This is a genomic window from Streptomyces sp. NPDC041940, assembly GCF_055589465.1.
This window is the reverse complement of sequence record NZ_JBVJBP010000026.1, coordinates 56,068-73,028: the sequence shown is the minus strand read 5'-3', so window position 1 is coordinate 73,028 and position 16,961 is coordinate 56,068. Positions and strand designations below refer to the sequence as shown.

General features: G+C 71.3%; 17 protein-coding genes. 8 read left to right on the top strand and 9 right to left on the bottom strand.

Features of this window, described 5'->3' with window-relative positions; all coding sequences use genetic code 11:
- Positions 1–120: 120 nt before the first annotated feature.
- Positions 121–1,215: a DUF5925 domain-containing protein gene (locus ACZ6I3_RS33575; protein WP_469419824.1), complete on the top strand. Its 1,095-nt coding sequence runs from the start codon at positions 121–123 to the stop codon at positions 1,213–1,215.
- Positions 1,216–1,248: 33 nt separating this feature from the next.
- Entirely contained in the window at positions 1,249–2,022 is a 774-nt protein-coding gene (locus tag ACZ6I3_RS33570; RefSeq protein ID WP_469419822.1) for a DUF72 domain-containing protein, read from the top strand.
- 72 nt (positions 2,023–2,094) lie between these two features.
- Here ACZ6I3_RS33570 and ACZ6I3_RS33565 read toward each other — a convergent pair whose 3' ends face one another.
- Positions 2,095–2,463, bottom strand: a complete 369-nt coding sequence (locus tag ACZ6I3_RS33565) for a GntR family transcriptional regulator (protein ID WP_184597596.1) — start codon at positions 2,461–2,463, stop codon at positions 2,095–2,097.
- 71 nt (positions 2,464–2,534) lie between these two features.
- Between ACZ6I3_RS33565 and ACZ6I3_RS33560 the strand changes: the two genes are divergently transcribed.
- On the top strand, positions 2,535–3,461 hold the full coding sequence (locus ACZ6I3_RS33560; protein ID WP_469419819.1) for a GNAT family N-acetyltransferase: 927 nt from the start codon (positions 2,535–2,537) through the stop codon (positions 3,459–3,461).
- On the top strand, positions 3,442–3,942 hold the full coding sequence (locus ACZ6I3_RS33555; RefSeq protein ID WP_469419818.1) for a ribonuclease FAU-1 family protein: 501 nt from the start codon (positions 3,442–3,444) through the stop codon (positions 3,940–3,942). Before ACZ6I3_RS33560 ends, ACZ6I3_RS33555 begins: the two co-directional genes overlap by 20 nt.
- Before the next feature lie 8 nt (positions 3,943–3,950).
- Here the strand turns inward: ACZ6I3_RS33555 and ACZ6I3_RS33550 are convergent, their stop codons facing one another.
- Entirely contained in the window at positions 3,951–4,583 is a 633-nt protein-coding gene (locus ACZ6I3_RS33550) for a class I SAM-dependent methyltransferase (protein ID WP_469419816.1), read from the bottom strand.
- 138 nt (positions 4,584–4,721) lie between these two features.
- Here ACZ6I3_RS33550 and ACZ6I3_RS33545 point away from each other — a divergent pair, with 138 nt between their 5' ends.
- Positions 4,722–4,859, top strand: a complete 138-nt coding sequence (locus ACZ6I3_RS33545; RefSeq protein WP_469419814.1) for a hypothetical protein — start codon at positions 4,722–4,724, stop codon at positions 4,857–4,859.
- A 27-nt stretch (positions 4,860–4,886) separates the two neighbouring features.
- Here ACZ6I3_RS33545 and ACZ6I3_RS33540 read toward each other — a convergent pair whose 3' ends face one another.
- Positions 4,887–5,336 carry a GNAT family N-acetyltransferase gene (locus ACZ6I3_RS33540; protein ID WP_469419812.1) on the bottom strand — a complete coding sequence of 150 codons (450 nt, stop codon included), beginning with the start codon at positions 5,334–5,336 and terminating at the stop codon, positions 4,887–4,889.
- A gap of 196 nt (positions 5,337–5,532) precedes the next feature.
- Between ACZ6I3_RS33540 and ACZ6I3_RS33535 the strand changes: the two genes are divergently transcribed.
- Entirely contained in the window at positions 5,533–6,540 is a 1,008-nt protein-coding gene (locus ACZ6I3_RS33535; protein ID WP_469419915.1) for a lytic polysaccharide monooxygenase auxiliary activity family 9 protein, read from the top strand.
- Positions 6,541–6,617: 77 nt separating this feature from the next.
- Here ACZ6I3_RS33535 and ACZ6I3_RS33530 read toward each other — a convergent pair whose 3' ends face one another.
- The gene (locus ACZ6I3_RS33530) at positions 6,618–7,478 is read right to left on the bottom strand and encodes an esterase/lipase family protein (protein ID WP_469419811.1); all 861 of its coding nucleotides are present in this window, start codon (positions 7,476–7,478) and stop codon (positions 6,618–6,620) included.
- A 175-nt stretch (positions 7,479–7,653) separates the two neighbouring features.
- On the bottom strand, positions 7,654–8,100 hold the full coding sequence (locus ACZ6I3_RS33525; protein WP_469419809.1) for a MarR family winged helix-turn-helix transcriptional regulator: 447 nt from the start codon (positions 8,098–8,100) through the stop codon (positions 7,654–7,656).
- Positions 8,101–8,197: 97 nt separating this feature from the next.
- Between ACZ6I3_RS33525 and ACZ6I3_RS33520 the strand changes: the two genes are divergently transcribed.
- A complete protein-coding gene (locus ACZ6I3_RS33520; protein ID WP_469419808.1) occupies positions 8,198–8,572 on the top strand; it encodes a cupin domain-containing protein in 375 nt (124 codons plus the stop codon).
- A 16-nt stretch (positions 8,573–8,588) separates the two neighbouring features.
- Here the strand turns inward: ACZ6I3_RS33520 and ACZ6I3_RS33515 are convergent, their stop codons facing one another.
- Together ACZ6I3_RS33515 and ACZ6I3_RS33510 are read right to left on the bottom strand one after the other, a co-directional pair.
- Positions 8,589–9,563 carry a DNA polymerase Y family protein gene (locus ACZ6I3_RS33515; RefSeq protein ID WP_469419807.1) on the bottom strand — a complete coding sequence of 325 codons (975 nt, stop codon included), beginning with the start codon at positions 9,561–9,563 and terminating at the stop codon, positions 8,589–8,591.
- Complete coding sequence (locus ACZ6I3_RS33510) at positions 9,560–13,018, bottom strand: DNA polymerase III subunit alpha (RefSeq protein WP_469419805.1); 3,459 nt, start codon at positions 13,016–13,018, stop codon at positions 9,560–9,562. Before ACZ6I3_RS33510 ends, ACZ6I3_RS33515 begins: the two co-directional genes overlap by 4 nt.
- 154 nt (positions 13,019–13,172) lie before the next feature.
- Here ACZ6I3_RS33510 and ACZ6I3_RS33505 point away from each other — a divergent pair, with 154 nt between their 5' ends.
- On the top strand, positions 13,173–14,201 hold the full coding sequence (locus ACZ6I3_RS33505; protein WP_469419804.1) for a DUF3533 domain-containing protein: 1,029 nt from the start codon (positions 13,173–13,175) through the stop codon (positions 14,199–14,201).
- Between the two features lie 60 nt (positions 14,202–14,261).
- On the opposite strand, the gene ACZ6I3_RS33500 is transcribed toward ACZ6I3_RS33505, so the two are convergent.
- Entirely contained in the window at positions 14,262–15,344 is a 1,083-nt protein-coding gene (locus ACZ6I3_RS33500; protein WP_469419802.1) for a S1 family peptidase, read from the bottom strand.
- A gap of 445 nt (positions 15,345–15,789) precedes the next feature.
- Positions 15,790–16,695, bottom strand: coding sequence for a S1 family peptidase (locus ACZ6I3_RS33495; protein ID WP_469419800.1), 906 nt, complete (start codon positions 16,693–16,695; stop codon positions 15,790–15,792).
- Positions 16,696–16,961: the final 266 nt, after the last annotated feature.

Genomic DNA, 16,961 nt, shown 5'->3' with positions numbered 1-16,961 from the left:
TGTCTTCCCTCTCCGGTTCCTACCTTGCTCGCCCTCCCCTCTCTCCCCTCCCCCGGGCACCCCGCCGCGTGCACCGGGAAACCGGGTGCACGCGGCGTCCCCGTGCCGGATCATGGCGGCATGTCTGGAAACCCGCACGAGGCGCTGCCGATCCGGCTCAACGTCGACGACTCCGACTCCCCGTCCGATGTCGTCGACGCGCTGTTCCTCGGCCGCTTCGCGACGGGCGAGCAGCCGTACTCCCACGCGGCGAACATCGACCGCGTACGGTCCGGGGCCACGCTGATGCCGTCGGGTGCCCGTGTGCTGCGGGTCGCCCGGGACGACGACCGCAGCGCCACGCTGGCGGAGGGCGACGGCTGGACCTTGCTGGTCTCCCGCTGGAACCGGGGCGCCGACGTCACGGTCACGGCGACGAGCGCGGAGCTGGCGCAGAAGGTGCTCGACCAGGCCACGGACGGCGCGGCGGACGAACCCGAACCGCAGCCGGAGAACGTCACGATGGGCTTCTGGTACGTCTCCCCGCGCCGCGGCCCGCACCGCACGACCCGCCAGATCGCGGCGGGCACCTGGGACGAGGTGCGGTCCAACTACACCGCGCCGGTGGCGGACGCCATGGACCGCCTGATGAAGACCACCCCGGAGGACATCGCGGGCCGGCTGCTCCTGCTGCACGGCCCACCGGGCACCGGCAAGACGTCCGCGCTGCGCACCCTGGCCCGTTCCTGGCGGGACTGGTGCCAGGTGGACTGCGTCCTGGACCCCGAGCGGCTCTTCTCCGACGTCGGCTATCTCATGGACATCGCGATCGGCGAGGAGGACTCCGCGGGCAAGGGCCGCTGGCGGCTGCTCCTGCTGGAGGACTGCGACGAGCTGATCCGCGGCGAGGCCAAGCACACGGCGGGCCAGGCGCTGTCGAGGCTGCTGAACCTGACGGACGGACTGCTCGGCCAGGGCCGCAACGTCCTGGTCGGTGTCACGACCAACGAGGACCTGGAGCGCCTGCACCCCGCCGTCGTCCGCCCCGGCCGCTGCCTCGCCCGGATCGAGGTGGGTCAGCTGACCCGTCAGGAGGCGGTGGGCTGGCTGGGCCACGAGGACGGCATCGGCCGCGAGGGCGCGACCCTGGCCGAGCTGTACGCGCTGCGCCGGGGCACGTCCCCGACGGCGCTGCCGGAGCCGCGCGGGGACGCCGACGCGGGGCTGTATCTGTAGGGGCTGGACGGGTGCCGGTGCTTTGATGGGGTTATGACCCTGTTCGTCGGTACGTCCGGGTGGCAGTACAAGGACTGGCGGGACGTCCTGTACCCGTCCGGGCTGCCGATGCGGCTCTGGCTGGAGGAGTACGCCGGGCACTTCGCGACCGTCGAGATCAACAACGCCTTCTACCGGCTGCCGGCGCGGGAGACCTTCGAGGACTGGCGGGGGCGGGTGCCCGGGGACTTCGTCGTCGCGGTCAAGGCGAGCCGCTATCTGACCCACATCAAGCGGCTCAAGGACCCCGAGGAGCCGGTGCACCGTCTGATGAGCCACGCGGCGGGTCTGGGGAGCCGTCTCGGCCCGGTCCTCCTCCAGCTCCCGCCCAACCTGCGCGCCGACCCGGGCCTGCTGGACGCCTGCCTCGCCTGCTTCCCCGCCTCGACCCGGGTGGCGGTGGAGCCCCGCCATGACTCCTGGTGGACACCGGAGGTCCGCGCGGTCCTGCGGTCCCGGGGCGCCGCCCTGTGCTGGGCCGACGTCCTGGCCCGTCCCGCGACACCGCTGTGGCGCACCACCGACTGGGGCTACGTCCGCTTCCACCAGGGCCGCGCCCACCCCTGGCCCCGCTACGGCCGGCGCTCCCTGGCCACCTGGCTCGACCGCGTCGCCACGACCTGGCCGGACGGCGAGGACGTCTACGCGTACTTCAACAACGACCCGGGCGGCGCGGCGGTGGAGGACGCGAGGACGTTCGCGCGGGTGGGGAGATCAGCGGGCCTGGAGATCACCCGGACGCCGGGACGTCTGGCACGGGCGGGCTGAACCGGGCTTGCCCGGGAAGGCCGTACGTCGGCCACAACGGCCCGCACCCAGACGACAGCCCAACCTGACCAGCTACTCCCCGTAAGCCGCCCGCAGGGCATCCCGTACCGCCGCCAGCGCATCGGCCTCCGTGAGTCCGAGCCGCCGGGCCCGCTCCACATAGGCCTGGGCCGCCGTCGCCAGTTCCCGGTCCGCCGCCGAGCCGGCAGCGGCCACGAACGTACCGTTGCGCCCCCGCGTCTCGATCACGCCGTCCGCCTCCAGCGCCCGGTACGCCTTGGCGACCGTGTTCGCGGCGAGTCCCAGCGACTCGGCCAGCCCCCGCACGGTCGGCAGCCGGTACCCCACCGGCAGCGCCCCTGACCGGGCCTGCTCGGAGATCCGCGCCCGGACCTGCTCGTACGGCGGAGCACTGTCATCGATGTCGATCTTCAACGTCACAGGCCGATTGTCCCGTACCCGGCGGAAAATAGGAGGCAGCCGGGGTGGGCCTCCACGTAACGTCCGCCTCCATGACTGTGATCGTGCGCGACCTGCGCCCCGAAGTCCGAGCCGACGCCGAGGGGTTCTCCGACACCCGCCGCCTCGCTCTTCCCTACATGCTGTCCACCCCCGAGTCGGTGGTGCACACCCTGACGCACGTCCATCCGGACGCCCACTTCGGACAGCTCATCGCCGAGGAGGACGGCGAGATCATCGGCACGGCCCAGATCAGCGTCGCCCACGACAGCCCGGAACCCGGCCAGGGTTCCGCCAACATCTACGTGCGCCCCGACCGCAGGCACCGCGGTGCCGGTTCGCTGCTGCTGCGCACCGCCGAGGAACGTCTGGCCGCACTGGGCGTCAGGAAGCTGTTCACCTGGGTGCTGGACGAGCCGGAGAACCTCGCCTTCGCCGAGCGGAACGGCTTCCGGGCCAGCCGCTCCGCCTACTTCCTGCGCCTGGACCTGACCGGCGCGCTGCCGCCCCGCCAGGACCCGCCGGCGGGCGTCGAACTGCGCACGGCCGCCGACTTCGCGGACGACCCGCGTCCGATGTTCGAACTGGACGCGGTGACGTCGTCCGACGAACCGAGCGACATCGAGACCGAGTTCACGGACTACGAGGCCTGGATCGAGGAGCACTGGAAGCACCCGCTCCTCGACCGTGAGCTGACCACGGTCGCGCTGGTCGACGGCAGCCCCGCGGCCTTCACCGTGGCGTACACCGACGGCGGCACCCGCTACGCCACGGCCATGACGGGCACCGCCCGGGAGTTCCGTGGCCGGGGCCTGGCCAAGCTCGCCAAGAACGACTCCCTGCACCGGGCCCGCGCCGCCGGGTACCAGGAGGCGTTCACCGGCAACGACACCGGCAACGAGCCGATGATCGCCATCAACAAGTGGTTCGGCTACGAGATCTGCGCGAAGGAAGTGCGCCATGTCCGCGAACTCGGCTGACCTGCCCGAGCGGGTGGACGTCGTACTCGTCAAGGCGGGCCGTACGAAGATCCGTTACACCGGCGAGCTCCTGGCGGACGACGGCACCCGCGTCACGGTCCGCGCCCCGTGGGCGGGCAGCGGCGTACGCGACTTCGGGTTCGTCCGCTTCGAGCCCGGGGACGTCTTCACGGAGTACTACTGGCGTGACCGGTGGTACGCGGTGAAGGAGGTCCGCACCGCCACCGGCACGCTGAAGGGCTGGTACTGCGACATCACCCGCCCCGCCGTCCGGTCCGGCCCGGAGCTGGTCGTCGAGGACCTCGACCTGGACCTCTGGCGCTCCGCCGACGGCACGGACGTACGCCGCCTCGACGAGGACGAGTTCGCGGCAAGCGGCCTCACCGAGACGGACCCGGAGGCAGCGGCCGCAGCCCTGGCCGCGCTCGACGAACTGGAGACCCTGGCCCGCGAGGGCGACTTCAGCACGCTCCTGGCCTGACCCCCGCCTCAGCTCGTCAACGCGACCACCGCGTACCGCTCGTCCGTCACCTCCCCGCCCCACAGCAGCGGATCGTCCGACAGCCGCTCCACACGCACCTGTCCGGCGACCGGAGCGAGGAGGGCGATGAGCCGCTCCGCCGGTATACCTACCGGATCGAGCGTCCCCCACACGCCCTCGACCAGCACGAGCCGCCCTCCGGGCCGCAGCAGCCCGGCCCAGTGCCGCAGGGCGCGGCCGGGATCGGGCAGGGCCCACAGGACATGCCGTACGAGAACGACGTCGAAGCGCCGCTCCCCGATGGGCGGGGCCGTGGCATCACCGACGAGGAACACCGCGTCGCGCCCGGCCAGTTTCTCCCGGGCGAGCGTCACCATCGCGGGCGAGAGGTCCACGCCCGTCACCCGGTGTCCCTGCTCGGACGCGAGGAGCGACAGGCTGCCGGTGCCGCAGCCGAGATCGAGGAGGTCACCCGCGCGCCCGGGCAGCCAGCCGCGCAGCCGCCCGGCCCAGGCGCGGCGCACCTCGGGGTCGCGCAGCCCGTGGTCCGGCTCCGCGTCGAAGGAAGCGGCCCGCGCGTCCCAGTCCACGCCCGGAGAGGGGGTGTTCGCCGAGGTCACGGGTTCACCGTCGTTCGTCATGAGCCCAAGAGTGACACCCGCCACTGACACTCGAATGGTGACAGCCGCCACAGACAGAACGGGAGCGATGAGGAACTCTCCCCCGAAAGGTCTACCTCCGTGAGAACGCGGAACCCGGTAGCCCCCAAGGAGGCAGCCATGCGCCGTGTGACCGTGCAGAAGCCCCTGAAGAAGTCGGACGTCCGCAACAGGCTCCGCGACGAGGCCGACGAGTGCCCCGGCGGGCGCCCGGAGGTCCGCAAGGACGTCGCCCGCACATGGTGGCCGGACAGCTGACCGGCCGGTGCCGATCATGAGACCCGTTCAGAGCAGCCGCTTGCGGTAGTGGACCCGGTCGTAGGGCCCGTCCACACGGCGCTCCACGAACTCGTAGCCGTACCTCGGGTAGATCTTCTGGTTCTCCCACATCATCGCGTTCGTGTAGAGCCTGATCTCGGGCAGTCCCAGCGCACGCGCGCGTGCGTCGACGAACCGAAGCAGCCGTCGCCCCACTCCCCTGCCGTGCGCGGTGGGGTGGACGGCGATGACGTCGAGGAAGAGATGGTCCTCGAAGGCCTCGACCACGACGAGGCCGGTCACCGGCTCGCCGGTCACGAACACCTTCCCCGCGGCGACATTGGCCGCGTGGTCCTCCTCCATGGGCTGCGGCACCCGGCCGATGCGCTCGATGTAGGGGCGGAAGGCCGCGTCGATCACGCTCTCGACGACCGGTACGTCGGCGGCTTTGGCCGGCCGGATCTCCTCGTCTGCCATGCCGCGACGGTACCTACCTGATGCCAGTCTGAGCACTCCCTTAACGCGGCCATAAGGATCTCCTCCACCCGTCCTCAGCAGGCGATTTCACGGTTCTCTGGGGCTAGCTTCGGATCACCCCACGGGATCCGGCCCACTCGGGCCCGGACCTGTCCCCCGAACCGTTTCGAGGAGTTCCCGCATGCCCGCACGCCGCATGCCCGCACGCCGCGCCGCGGCCACCGTCGCCGCCCTCGGCGGCCTGCCGCTCGCCCTGACGGCGCTGACCGCCACACCGGCGGCCGCGCACGGTTCCATGGGCGACCCGGTCAGCCGGGTCTCGCAGTGCTACGCCGAGGGCCCCGAGAGCCCGAAGTCGGCCGCGTGCAAGGCCGCGGTCGCGGCGGGCGGCACGCAGGCCCTCTACGACTGGAACGGCATCCGCATCGGCGACGCGGGCGGACGGCACCAGCGGCTCATCCCGGACGGCAAGCTGTGCAGCGCGAACAACGCGCAGTTCAAGGGGCTCGACCTGGCCCGCGCCGACTGGCCCGCGACCGGCGTGCGCAGCGGCTCGCACACCTTCAAGTACCGCGTGACAGCGCCCCACAAGGGCACCTTCAAGGTGTACCTCACCAAGTCCGGCTACGACCCGGCCAAGCCGCTGGCCTGGAGCGACCTGGATCTGAAGAACCCGGTGGCGACGTCCACCGACCCGGCCGCCACGGGCGGTTTCTACACCTTCTCCGGCACCCTGCCCAAGCGTTCGGGCAGACATCTGCTGTACGCGGTGTGGCAGCGGTCGGACAGCCCGGAGGCGTTCTACTCCTGCTCGGACGTCTCCTTCGGGGGCGGCGGTGACAAGGGGAAGGGCGGCACGGCCCCGGCTCCAGCCCCGACCGCCTCGGCTCCCACCAAGAGGCAGATCGAGGACGGCAGCGACAAGTCGACGATCGAGAACCACGGGCACGGTGACCACGACGCCAAGACGTCGGCCGAGCCGACTGCGGTCCCGGAGAACACCGCCTCGGACGAGCCGAAGGCGGCAGCCGCTCCCAACCGCCCCAAGGCGGCCGGTGCCGGCGAGAACCTCGCCGAGACCGGCGGCGACACCAGCACGACGTACCTCGCGATCGGCGGCGCCGCCGCGCTGGCGCTCGGCTCGTCGGCCCTGTTCCTCACCACCCGGCGCCGGGCGGTGAGCGGCGGCCGCCACGGCCGCTGACCAGCACCCGCCCCCTGACTCGGGGCCTGTCCGGCGGCTCAGGCCGGGCAGGCCCCGAAACGTTTCCCCTACACGTGTCAGTCGAACACCGACGCACAGGTGGTGGGCCGAGCCCGCCCCGGATCCAGCGCGTTGGCCACCTCGTGGAAGGCGATCCGGTCGAGCAGCCCGATGGCCACATGCTCGGACAGATCCACCGGGCACAGGTCCTGGAGCAGGACGTTGCGCACGTCCGACCCGCTCAGGTACTGGCTGCGCCACGGCGTGACCACCTCGTCGTACTTGGTGGCGATGACGGTGTAGCGCACGCCGGGCACGGTGTCGCCGCCCGCGTTGAGCCGCTCGAGGAAGTCGGAGCCGACGACCTGGTCGGCGAGAGCGGGGGTGTTCTTCGCCAACAGGTCCGCGGCGCCCGGGAAGTAGGGCAGCAGGTGGGTGAAGCCGCTCAGGGTGGTGCCGTGGTTGGAGGGCGCGATGCCGACCAGGGCGTTCACCTTGGCCGCTCCGCCGAGGAACCGCAGGTACCAGCGGGGCATCATGCCACCCTGCGAGTGTCCGACGACGTCGGTCTCGGCGGCGCCGGTCGCGGCGAGCACCTTGTCGACGAACTCCTTCAGCTGTCCGGCGGACTTCTCGACGGGGCCGAGGCCGTGGAAGAAGGGGACACCCTCGAGCCGGCCGTAGTCGAGGGAGAAGACGCAGTAGCCGCGGACCGTCAGATAGGGGGCGAGGCCCAGCCAGTTGTCGACGGAGTTCCCGAGGGTGCCGTGGACCAGGACGACGGGGCGGGGATGGGCGGCGGACGGCTTGCAGGAGTAGTCGTTCCAGCCGGCGCTCGGGGCGGCGGCGGCCTGGGCGGTGGTGGCGGGGACGGTGACGGCCGCGGCGGTCAGCAGCAGCGCGGCCAGGGGTCTGAGCACTCGTTTCCAGGGCAGCATCGAGTGATCTCCTTGCGGGTCAAGGGAGGTGCGACGGCACGACGCCCTGTGATCCGGATCACGAGGATGCTGTTCACTCGTCAAGTTACGAGCGAGTAGCCAAGCAGGGAAGTTACGCGTCAGTAAAAACTTCCGGCGGCAACCGGCGCCGACCACCCCACCCCTGTCACCGCCCTCACCAGGCGGGCCGCACAGGACCCTGGGGCGCGATCAGCAGCAACTGCTCCCGCAGCACTCGCGCTTCCCCCTCCCCCAGCACCACGCCCCACTCCCGCACCGCCTCCGCGGCCGCCTCCTCGGCCGCCCGCGTGCAGGCCCACCCCCGCTCGGTGAGCACGACCAGCCGCGCCCGCGCGTCCTCGGGATGCGCCCGCCGCTCGGCGTACCCCTTGCGCACCATCTCGTCGACGAGCTGACTGGCGGCCTGCTTGGTCACGCCGAGATGGACGGCGAGGTCGGTGGCCGTCGCACCGTCCGGAGCGAGCCGGGCGAAGGCGAAGCCGTGCGCGGGCCGCAGCCCCTCGAAGCCGCGCGCGACCACGCCCTCGTGGATGCGGTGCGTGAGCCCGCCCGCGGCGGCGAGCAGGGCGGCGGACAGGGCCATGGCCTCGGAGTTCTGCACGCATGCATTGAAACACCCTTGACGTGACGGTCAAGCAGCTTGACCATATAGTCAAGTTACTTGACCAAGTTGCCCCACCAGCAGACCGGAGTCAGCCATGCCCGTCATCCGCTCCTCGGAAGCCGTCACCCACGAGATCCACGGCGCCCGTTTCGTCTCGTACGCCACACCACTGAGCGGCAGCAAGGAGTTGTGCGCCTGGCGCGGTGAGATTCCCGCCGGCCTCAAGGCCCCCGCGCACACGGTCAGCCGGGAGGAGATCTTCCATCTGCTCGACGGCGAGCTGCTGATCACCCTCGACGGCCGCACCGACCGGATCACGGCGGGCGACACGGTGATCGTCAACCCCGGCGCCACCCTGACCGTCGAGAACCCGACCGGCCGGACCGCGTACTCCTGGGTCACCACCTCCGTCGGCCTGGAGGCACAGCTGACCGACGGCACCCGCATCGCGCCGCCGTGGGCCAACTGACGTCACACGGAAGGACTCACGCCGCCAGTCCCCCGGGCATCACCGCCCGTGGCCCGAACTTGGCTCGCGCGCGGTCCGCGACCTCCTCGATACGGCGGACCCGCTCGTCCACGGGGTCGAAGGTCAGCTGGTAGGAGGCCTGGTCGGCGGGGTCGAGCCCCTCGGCACGCAGGACGATCGCGCGCACCCGGGCACGCTGCAGACCGAGCGCCTCGTACATGCCGTACGCGGTCCTGGTCAGCGCCGGTGAGTGCGCGGTCGGTTCGGTCAGTGTGCGGCTGCGGGTGGTGGCCGACCGGTCGGCGTAGCGCACGGTGAGCGTGAGTGTGCGGCAGACCTTGTCCAGGGCGCGCAGCCGGGCGCCGATCTCCTCGGCGGCGGACAGCAGCGCCCGGCGGTGCCGGTCCGGGTCCAGTTCGTCGCGCTCGAAAGGGCGTTCCGTCGCGAGCGAGCGGGAGGCGGCGTTCGGGACGACCCGGCCGCGGTCGACGCCGTTCGCCTTCTCGCGCAGCTCGCGGCCTGCCTTCGCGCCGACCAGCCGCTGGAGCGTGGACAGCGGGGCCGCGGCGACCAGGCCGAGGGTGTCGAGGCCGTAGTCGCCCAGCGTACGGGCGGTCGCGGTGCCGACGCCGGGCAGCGCGGCGACGGGCTTGACCGCGAGGAACTCCGCGATGGCGTCCCGCCCCTCGGGCACCGCGGACGTCACCCCGGGCACGGCGTCGTCCAGCGCGACGCGGGCCAGCATCGGCCCGGGCCCGGCGCCGATCACGCAGTCGACGCCGTACAGCGCGAGCGCGCGCACCCGGATCACCGAGGCAAGTTCGACGGCGTCCCGACCGAAGTACCGCTCGGCGCCCCGCAGGTCGGCCAGCGCCCCGTCCGGTGGCAGGGCCTGGACGACGGGCGTGAACTCCTCGAGCATCCCGAGAAGTCGGGGCAGATCGGCCTCGCGTGTCGGAGGCAGCTGGAAACGTACGCAGAGGATGGTCATCCCGCACTCCCCGGACTCTGGTGCCACAACTTCCGTCCCACCGCGGGTCCTTCGCCCGCGGGACGCAGATCGGCCCAGGGGTGCATCTCGTACCCCGTGGACATGCGGATCTTCCGCTGGTCCGTCGGCTCCTGACCGGCGGAGCCGGCCGGTTCGGGCGCTCCCTCACCGTCGTCACCGAAGACACCGGCGCCGGCCAGCCGGGCGGCGACCCCCTCCAGCCCCTCCTCCCGGCGCACCTCCAGCAGTTCCGCGAGGTTCCAGGCGGCGGCGCCCACCACGCTGAGGCTGCGCGGCCCTCGCCGCTGCACCACCCCGCGCACCAGCAGCAGCCAGGAGTGGAAGACGGTGTGGGCGCAGGCGTCGTGGGAGTCGTCGAAGAAGGCGAGGTCGACCAGGCCCGTGCCGTCGTCCAGGGTGGAGAAGATGACCCGCTTGCCGGACCGGACCGGCGGCGTCTGGGTGGCCGCCTTGGCGCCCGCGACCAGCACCGTCTCTCCGTGCCGGGCCTCGCGCAGCCGCCGCGCCGAGACCACGCCCAGCTCGTCGAGGAACTGCCGGTGGTCGTCCATCAGATGGCGCGAAGCGTCCATGGACAGCACGCCCAGTTCGGCGCTGAGCCGCTCCGCCGAGGAGAGGTCGGGCAGCCCGGCCGGGGCGGTCTTCCGCCCTCCGGCCATCGGGAGCTGGCCGCCGCCCGCGCCCCGCGCGCCCCGGTGCAGCTCGGTCAGATGCAGTTGCAGATCACGGCGGTTGGCGCCGAACGCGTCGAGCGCCCCCACCTGCGCGAGCCGCTGGGCCAGCGGACGACTGGGCCGGCCGCGCTCCCAGAAGTCGACCAGCGAGGCGTACGGCTGCCCCTCGGCGATCCGCGCCGCCTCGGCCTCGCTGATGCCGTGCACATCGGAGAGAGCCAGCCGCAGCCCCCAACTACCGGACACCAGTTCGATACGGTGTGCGATACCCGACGTATTCACATCCAACGGCAGCACCGGCACCCCCCGCCGCCGCGCGTCCGCCAGCAGCAGCCGCTTGGGATACATCCCTGGATCATGCGTCAGCAGCCCGGCGTAGAAGGCGGCAGGATGATGCGCTTTCAGCCACGCCGACTGGTACGTCGGCACGGCGAAGGCGACCGCGTGCGCCTTGCAGAAGCCGTACGACCCGAAGGCCTCGATGATCTCCCAGGTCCGCTGAATCGTTTCCGCGTCATAGCCCCGGGCCGCCGCGTGCTGCGCGAACCACACCTTGATCCGCCCCTGCGACTCCGGATCCGACAGCCCCCGCCGCACCCGGTCCGCTTCACCACGCCCGCACCTGGTCATGATGTCGACGATGTCGATGATCTGCTCATGGAAGACGACGACCCCGTACGTCTCCTTCAGCGGCCCTTCCAGATCCGGATGCGGATAACGGATCGGCGCCCGCCCGTGCCGCGCCTCGATGAACGGCCGCACCATGTCGGCGGCGACCGGCCCGGGCCGGAACAGCGAGATGTCGACGACGAGATCGTGGAACGTGGCCGGCTGGAGCCGCCCGACCAGGTCCCGCTGTCCCGGCGACTCGATCTGGAAGCACCCGAGCGTCTCGGCGGACCGCACCAGCCGGTACGTCTCCGGGTCCCCCTGCGGCAGGGCGTCCAGATCGACCCGGACACCCGACGCCCGCTCCACTTCCGCCACCGCGTGCGCCATCGCCGACTGCATCCGCACACCCAGCACGTCCAGCTTCAGCAGCCCGAGGTCCTCGACGTCGTCCTTGTCGAACTGCGACATCGGAAAGCCCTCGCCGCTGGTCGGCATGACCGGCGTACGCGCGAGCAGCGAGGCATCCGACAGCAGCACCCCGCACGGATGCATGGCCACCCCGCGCGGCAGGGCGTCCAGCCCCTCGACCAGCTCCCACAGCCTCCCGTACTTCTCCTTCTCCCCGGCCAGCGCGCGCAGCTCGGGCAGCTCCTCCAGTGCCGCACGGGCGTCCCGCGCCCGGATATGGGGAAAGGACTTGGCGACCCGGTCGATCTCGGCCGGGTCCATGGACAGGGCGGCCCCCACGTCCCGGATGGCGTGCCGCACGCGATACGTCTCCGGCATCGCGACCGTCGCGACCCGCTCGGTGCCGAACCGGCCGATGATCGCGCGGTAGACCTCCAGCCGGCGCGCGGACTCCACGTCGATGTCGATGTCGGGCAGCACGACCCGCTCCTTCGACAGGAACCGCTCCATCAGCAGCCGGTGCTCGAGCGGATCGGCGTGCGCGATCCCGAGCAGATGATTGACGAGCGACCCCGCCCCGGACCCCCGGGCGGCGACCCGGATCCCCATCCCCCGCACATCGTCGACCACCTGGGCGACGGTCAGGAAATAGGAAGCGAAGCCATGGTGGGCGATGATGTCCAGCTCATGGTGCATCCGCTCCCAGTACTCCCGCCGCCGGTCGTACCCGCGCAGCACCATCCCCGCCACCGCCCGCGAGGCCAGCGTCCGCTGGGCGGTACGGCGCCCGGCGCCGACCAGATGCGGCTCGGGGAAGTGGACGGTGCCGATCCCGAGATCGTCCTCGGGGTCGACCAGGCACTCGGCGGCCGCGGCCTCGGTCTGCTCCACCAGCCGGTGAGCGGTGTCCCGCCGGAACCCCGCGGCCTCCACGATCCGCTCCGCCGCCTCGAACATGGCCCCCGCGCCCTTGAGCCAGGCCTCGCCGGAGTCCAGTTCCTTGGCCGGGTCGATGGGGACCAGACGCCGGGCGGCGTCCAGGACGTCGGCGACCGGCCCCAGCCCCGGGTCGGCGTACCGCACGGCGTTGCTGAGCACGGGCCGGATCCGCTGCTCGGCGGCGAACCCGACGGTTCGGGCGGCCAGCCGCAGGGACCCCGGACCCGTACCTTTTCGGCCATGCCAGACGGCCTCCAGCCGTAGGTCGTCGCCGTAGACCTCCCGCCAGGGCACGAGGAGCCGCGCCGCACGATCGGGACGCCCCGCGGCCAGGGCACGCCCGACATCCGACTCGGGCCCGAGCAGCACGGTCAGCCCCTCGGCGTGACGGTGCTCCCAGGGCAGCAGCGGCGTGGGCCCCTCGCCCGCGTGCGCCGCCGAGACGAGCCGGCACAGCTCGGCCCACCCCCGGGCACCGTCCCGGGCGAGAAAGATCACGCGGGGAGCCGACTCGTCGACGAAGGCACCGCCCCGCACCGGGGTCCGACGCCGCCCCCGCCGGTCGTCGCCCTGGGAAGCCTGGGCGCCCGCCACCGCCAGATCAGCCCCGAACAGCGGACGGACCCCCGCCGTCGCACAGGCCTTCGCGAACCGGACGGCACCGGCGAGCGTGTCGCGATCGGTGAGAGCCAGGGCGTCCATGCCCCGCTCGGAGGCACGCTCGGCCAGCCGCTCCGGATGCGAGGCTCCATATCGCGACGAGAATCCGGAGACGGTGTGCAGATGCGTGAACCCCGGCACACGCACCTCCCGCACTCGTGAGCCACACCAGCTCTCGAACATCTGTTCCCAGCTATCCCACCCCCACCATAGACCAATTTTCGAATGTGTGTACGACATCCATTCGGCCCTGCCCCACCTGCGGAAACGCCCGACCGCCCCCGACCGTGGAGGCATGCCGCACAGCTCGTTCCTCAACGAGGTGAAGGACGCCGTCACCCCCCGGGCCACCCTGCTCATCCTCGGCGTGATCGCCCTCCAGCTGCTGTTCATCGCCTCGTACGTGGGGGCACTGCACGACCCGAGACTCAAGGACGTGCCCTTCGGGGTGGTCGCCCCACAGGCCGCCTCCGCACCAGCGGTGACCCGACTGGAACGACTGCCCGGCTCCCCGCTGGACCCCCGCGCACTGCCCGACGCGGCCACGGCCCGGAACCAGATCACGAACCGGGACATCGACGCCGCCCTGATCATCGACCCGGCGGGCACCGACACCCTGCTCGTGGCCTCCGGCGGCGGCAGAGTCCTCGCCAGCACCCTGACGACCCTCGTCACCACCCTGGAGAGGTCGGAGAAGCGCACCTTCCGCACAGTCGACGTCATCCCGTCCGCCGCCCACGACCCCAACGGACTCTCGTCCTTCTACCTGGTGGTCGGCTGGTGCGTGGGCGGCTACCTGGGCGCCGCGGCCCTGGCCATCAGCGCGGGTGCGAAACCGTCCGACCCCGAGCGCGCCGCGATCCGCCTGGCGGTCATGGCCCTGGTCGCGATCATCGGCGGCCTCGGCGGAGCCCTCATCACCGGCCCGGTCCTGGACGCCCTGCCCGGCAGTACGGCAGCCCTCTGGGGCCTGGGCACCCTGATCATCTTCGCCGTGGGAGCGGCCACCCTCGCCCTCCAGGGCGTCTTCGGCACGATCGGTATCGGCCTGGTGATCCTCCTGGTGGTGATCCTCGGCAACCCGAGCGCCGGCGGTGCCCTCCCGCCGCCCCTGCTCCCGCCCTTCTGGAAGGCGATCGGCCCGGCACTCCCTCCAGGAGCCGGCACCTGGGCCACCCGCTCGATCGCCTACTTCGAGAACAACGCCATGACCACATCACTCCTGGTACTGGCGGCCTGGGCCGTGGTGGGAGCGGCCCTCACACTGACGGCCGCCGCGCTGCGCAAGCGAGCAGACACAACACCCCCGGCGCACGCACCGTAGGACACACGCGAAAAGCCCCGCCCCTCACACAAGGGGCGGGACTTCGCGACGCTACGAGTGTCAGCCGATCTCGGTACCGGTCGCCGACAGCGCCTCGGTCACCGGCTGGAAGAACGTCTCGCCACCGGAGGTGCAGTCACCGCTGCCACCGGAGGTGAGCCCGACCGCCTTGTCGCCCGAGAAGAGCGAGCCGCCGCTGTCACCGGGCTCGGCGCAGACGTCGGTCTGGATCAGACCGTTCACGATGTCGCCGTTGCCGTAGTTCACGGTGGCGTCCAGCCCCGTGACCTTGCCGTCGTGCACCTGGGTCGTCGACCCGCTCCGCGTGACCTCCATGCCGACGGTCGCCGCGGCGGCACCCGAGATCTTCTGGGTGGAGCCGTTGTAGAGGTTCACCTCGCTCGGGTGAGCCACCTCGGCGGTGTACTCGACCAGGCCGTAGTCGTTGTCGGGGAAGCTGGAGTCGGCGTTGGTGCCGATCTCCTTGCCGCTGGAGTCCGACCAGGTGGAGATGCCCTCGGTGCAGTGCCCGGCGGTCAGGAAGAACGGCTCGCCGCCCTTGACCACGTTGAAGCCGAGCGAGCAGCGGCCGCTGCCACCGGTGATCGCGTCGCCACCGGCGATGAAGGGCTTGTACTCCCCCTTCGACCTCTTCAGCTCCGCCTTCGCGCCGAGCCCGTCGACGACCTTCGTCAGCGTCGCCCACTCGGCCTTGGAGACCGTACGGTCGGCGGTCACGACGACCTTGTTCGTGGTCGGGTCGGTCACCCAGGCGGTGCCGGGGATCGTCGCGTCCGCCTTCAGCGTGCCGCGGGCGCTCTTCAGCTCGGCGAGGGAGTTCGCCACGACTCTCGCCTTGGCGCCGGCCTTCTCGACGGCCTTGGCCGCGGCCTCGTCGAGCACGTTCACCACGAGGCTCTTGCTCTTCGTGTCGTAGTACGTACCCGCCGAGTCGGCGCCCAGGTCCTTGGCCAGCGTCGAGGCGAGCTTTCCGGCCGCGGAGACCGACAGCGTCTGAGGCTCGGAGGCCTTCACAGGCTCGCTGGCGTTCGCAGACTGGAAGGTCACTCCGGCGGCGACCAGTGCGGCGACACCCGCACCTGCCAGGGCTGCACGCCGCTTGGGTATGCGTCGGTGCTTCAACTCATGTCCTCCTGTGGGGGGTCGACCCGGGAGGTTGTGGGGACCTCGCGGGCCGGAAGGCCTTGTTGACGAGCGCCCACTATTCCGAGGACAACGGGGAGCACACAAGGTCGAGTTCAGGACGCGCGTAGATTGCCGGCCCCACGCCCCCACATTTTGACCGCGCACGGTCAAATCGGACCCAACTCGCACGCGCTTCACACGCGTTCACACTGCAAACATTACGCGTGAGTAATGTGTGCGCACTCTGCGAGGTCTGGCCATGGCTGAAAATCGCCCAACCAACCGCCCTCAATCGGCATCCGAGGGGCGGACATTGGCACATCTTTCCTTACACTCCCCATGAAAAATGACAAGTAGCCGCAAATCGCCCCAGCCGACAGAGGAATGCCCCCGCACGCATCGCGTGCGGGGGCACAAGAAGCTGCCTGCTGCCCGGTAGGGCCTAGTACACGCTGACCCCGTAGGCGCTCAGGGCCTCCGTGACGGGCTGGAAGAACGTCGTACCACCGGAGGAGCAGTTGCCGCTGCCGCCGGAGGTCAGACCGTACGCGGTGCCGTTGCTGCCGTAGAGCGAGCCGCCGGAGTCGCCGGGCTCGGCGCAGACGGTGGTCTGGATCAGGCCGGAGACGATGTCGCCGCTGCCGTAGTTGACGGTGGCGTTGAGGGCGGTGACCCGGCCGCTGTGCGTACCGGTCGTGGAGCCGTCGCGGATGACGGTGGTGCCCACGCTCGGGGTGGCCGCGCGCGTGATGTCCACGCCGTTCGCGGTGCCGGGCCTGGCGACGGAGCCGCTGTAGCGCACCAGGCCGTAGTCGTTGCCCGGGAAGCTGGAGCCGGCGGTGGAGCCGATGACCGTGGTGCGGCCGGAGTTGGAGTACCAGGTGCCCGCGCCGTCGGTGCAGTGACCGGCGGTCAGGAAGAACTGCTGGCCGCTGCTGTTCTGGACGTTGAAGCCGAGGGAGCAGCGCCAGCTACTCGCATAGATGGCGTCGCCGCCCTGGATGAGCTTGTTGAACGTGCCGGGGGTGCGCTTGATCGTGAGCGCGTCGGCGTTGGCGCCGGCCTGCTGCTTGATCTTCGCGATCTCGGCCTGGGTGACCGTGCTGTCGACGGTCACGAGCAGTTGGTTGTTCTTGCTGTCGACGGCCCAGGCGGTGCCCGGGATGTCGGCCTTCAGTATCGAGCCGCTCGCGCTCTTGAGCTCGGCGGCGCTGAAGGTGGTGGGGGTGTCGGACGCGTTCGCGCTGGGGATCGCGATCGCTGCGGCGGCGACGAGGCCGGTGGAAACGGCGATCAGCCGGGTCCGTCTCGAGATGCCGCTGCGGGGGGTGGTGCGCTTGATCCTCACTTTTCGTTCCTCCACAGGGGAAGTAGGGGGCCCTCGTGGGGTCTCGGGCCCGTGAGGCGCAGCCCGGGACCGCGCGTCCGGTTCCCGAACACGCCGTGCCCCTGACAAGCGCTGTGGGGGAGTATTCGGCCGAACGGCCGGTAGGCGCAAGGGTGCCTTTCGGCCGTCAACCTTTGAACGATCTTTGCGCTGCGCGCCCCCGCCGCACCTCATGTGCCTGCCCGACGCGGCTCACGCCGGCGTGCACTCCCCGGCGGCGTCGGCGA

Coding starts and splice junctions, on each gene's coding strand:
- ACZ6I3_RS33575 (WP_469419824.1), top strand. CDS start 121: ATGTCTGGAAACCCGCACGAGGCGCTGCCGATCCGGCTCAACGTCGAC.
- ACZ6I3_RS33570 (WP_469419822.1), top strand. CDS start 1,249: ATGACCCTGTTCGTCGGTACGTCCGGGTGGCAGTACAAGGACTGGCGG.
- ACZ6I3_RS33560 (WP_469419819.1), top strand. CDS start 2,535: ATGACTGTGATCGTGCGCGACCTGCGCCCCGAAGTCCGAGCCGACGCC.
- ACZ6I3_RS33555 (WP_469419818.1), top strand. CDS start 3,442: ATGTCCGCGAACTCGGCTGACCTGCCCGAGCGGGTGGACGTCGTACTC.
- ACZ6I3_RS33550 (WP_469419816.1), bottom strand. CDS start 4,583: ATGACGAACGACGGTGAACCCGTGACCTCGGCGAACACCCCCTCTCCG.
- ACZ6I3_RS33545 (WP_469419814.1), top strand. CDS start 4,722: ATGCGCCGTGTGACCGTGCAGAAGCCCCTGAAGAAGTCGGACGTCCGC.
- ACZ6I3_RS33540 (WP_469419812.1), bottom strand. CDS start 5,336: ATGGCAGACGAGGAGATCCGGCCGGCCAAAGCCGCCGACGTACCGGTC.
- ACZ6I3_RS33535 (WP_469419915.1), top strand. CDS start 5,533: ATGCCCGCACGCCGCGCCGCGGCCACCGTCGCCGCCCTCGGCGGCCTG.
- ACZ6I3_RS33530 (WP_469419811.1), bottom strand. CDS start 7,478: ATGCTGCCCTGGAAACGAGTGCTCAGACCCCTGGCCGCGCTGCTGCTG.
- ACZ6I3_RS33520 (WP_469419808.1), top strand. CDS start 8,198: ATGCCCGTCATCCGCTCCTCGGAAGCCGTCACCCACGAGATCCACGGC.
- ACZ6I3_RS33515 (WP_469419807.1), bottom strand. CDS start 9,563: ATGACCATCCTCTGCGTACGTTTCCAGCTGCCTCCGACACGCGAGGCC.
- ACZ6I3_RS33505 (WP_469419804.1), top strand. CDS start 13,173: ATGCCGCACAGCTCGTTCCTCAACGAGGTGAAGGACGCCGTCACCCCC.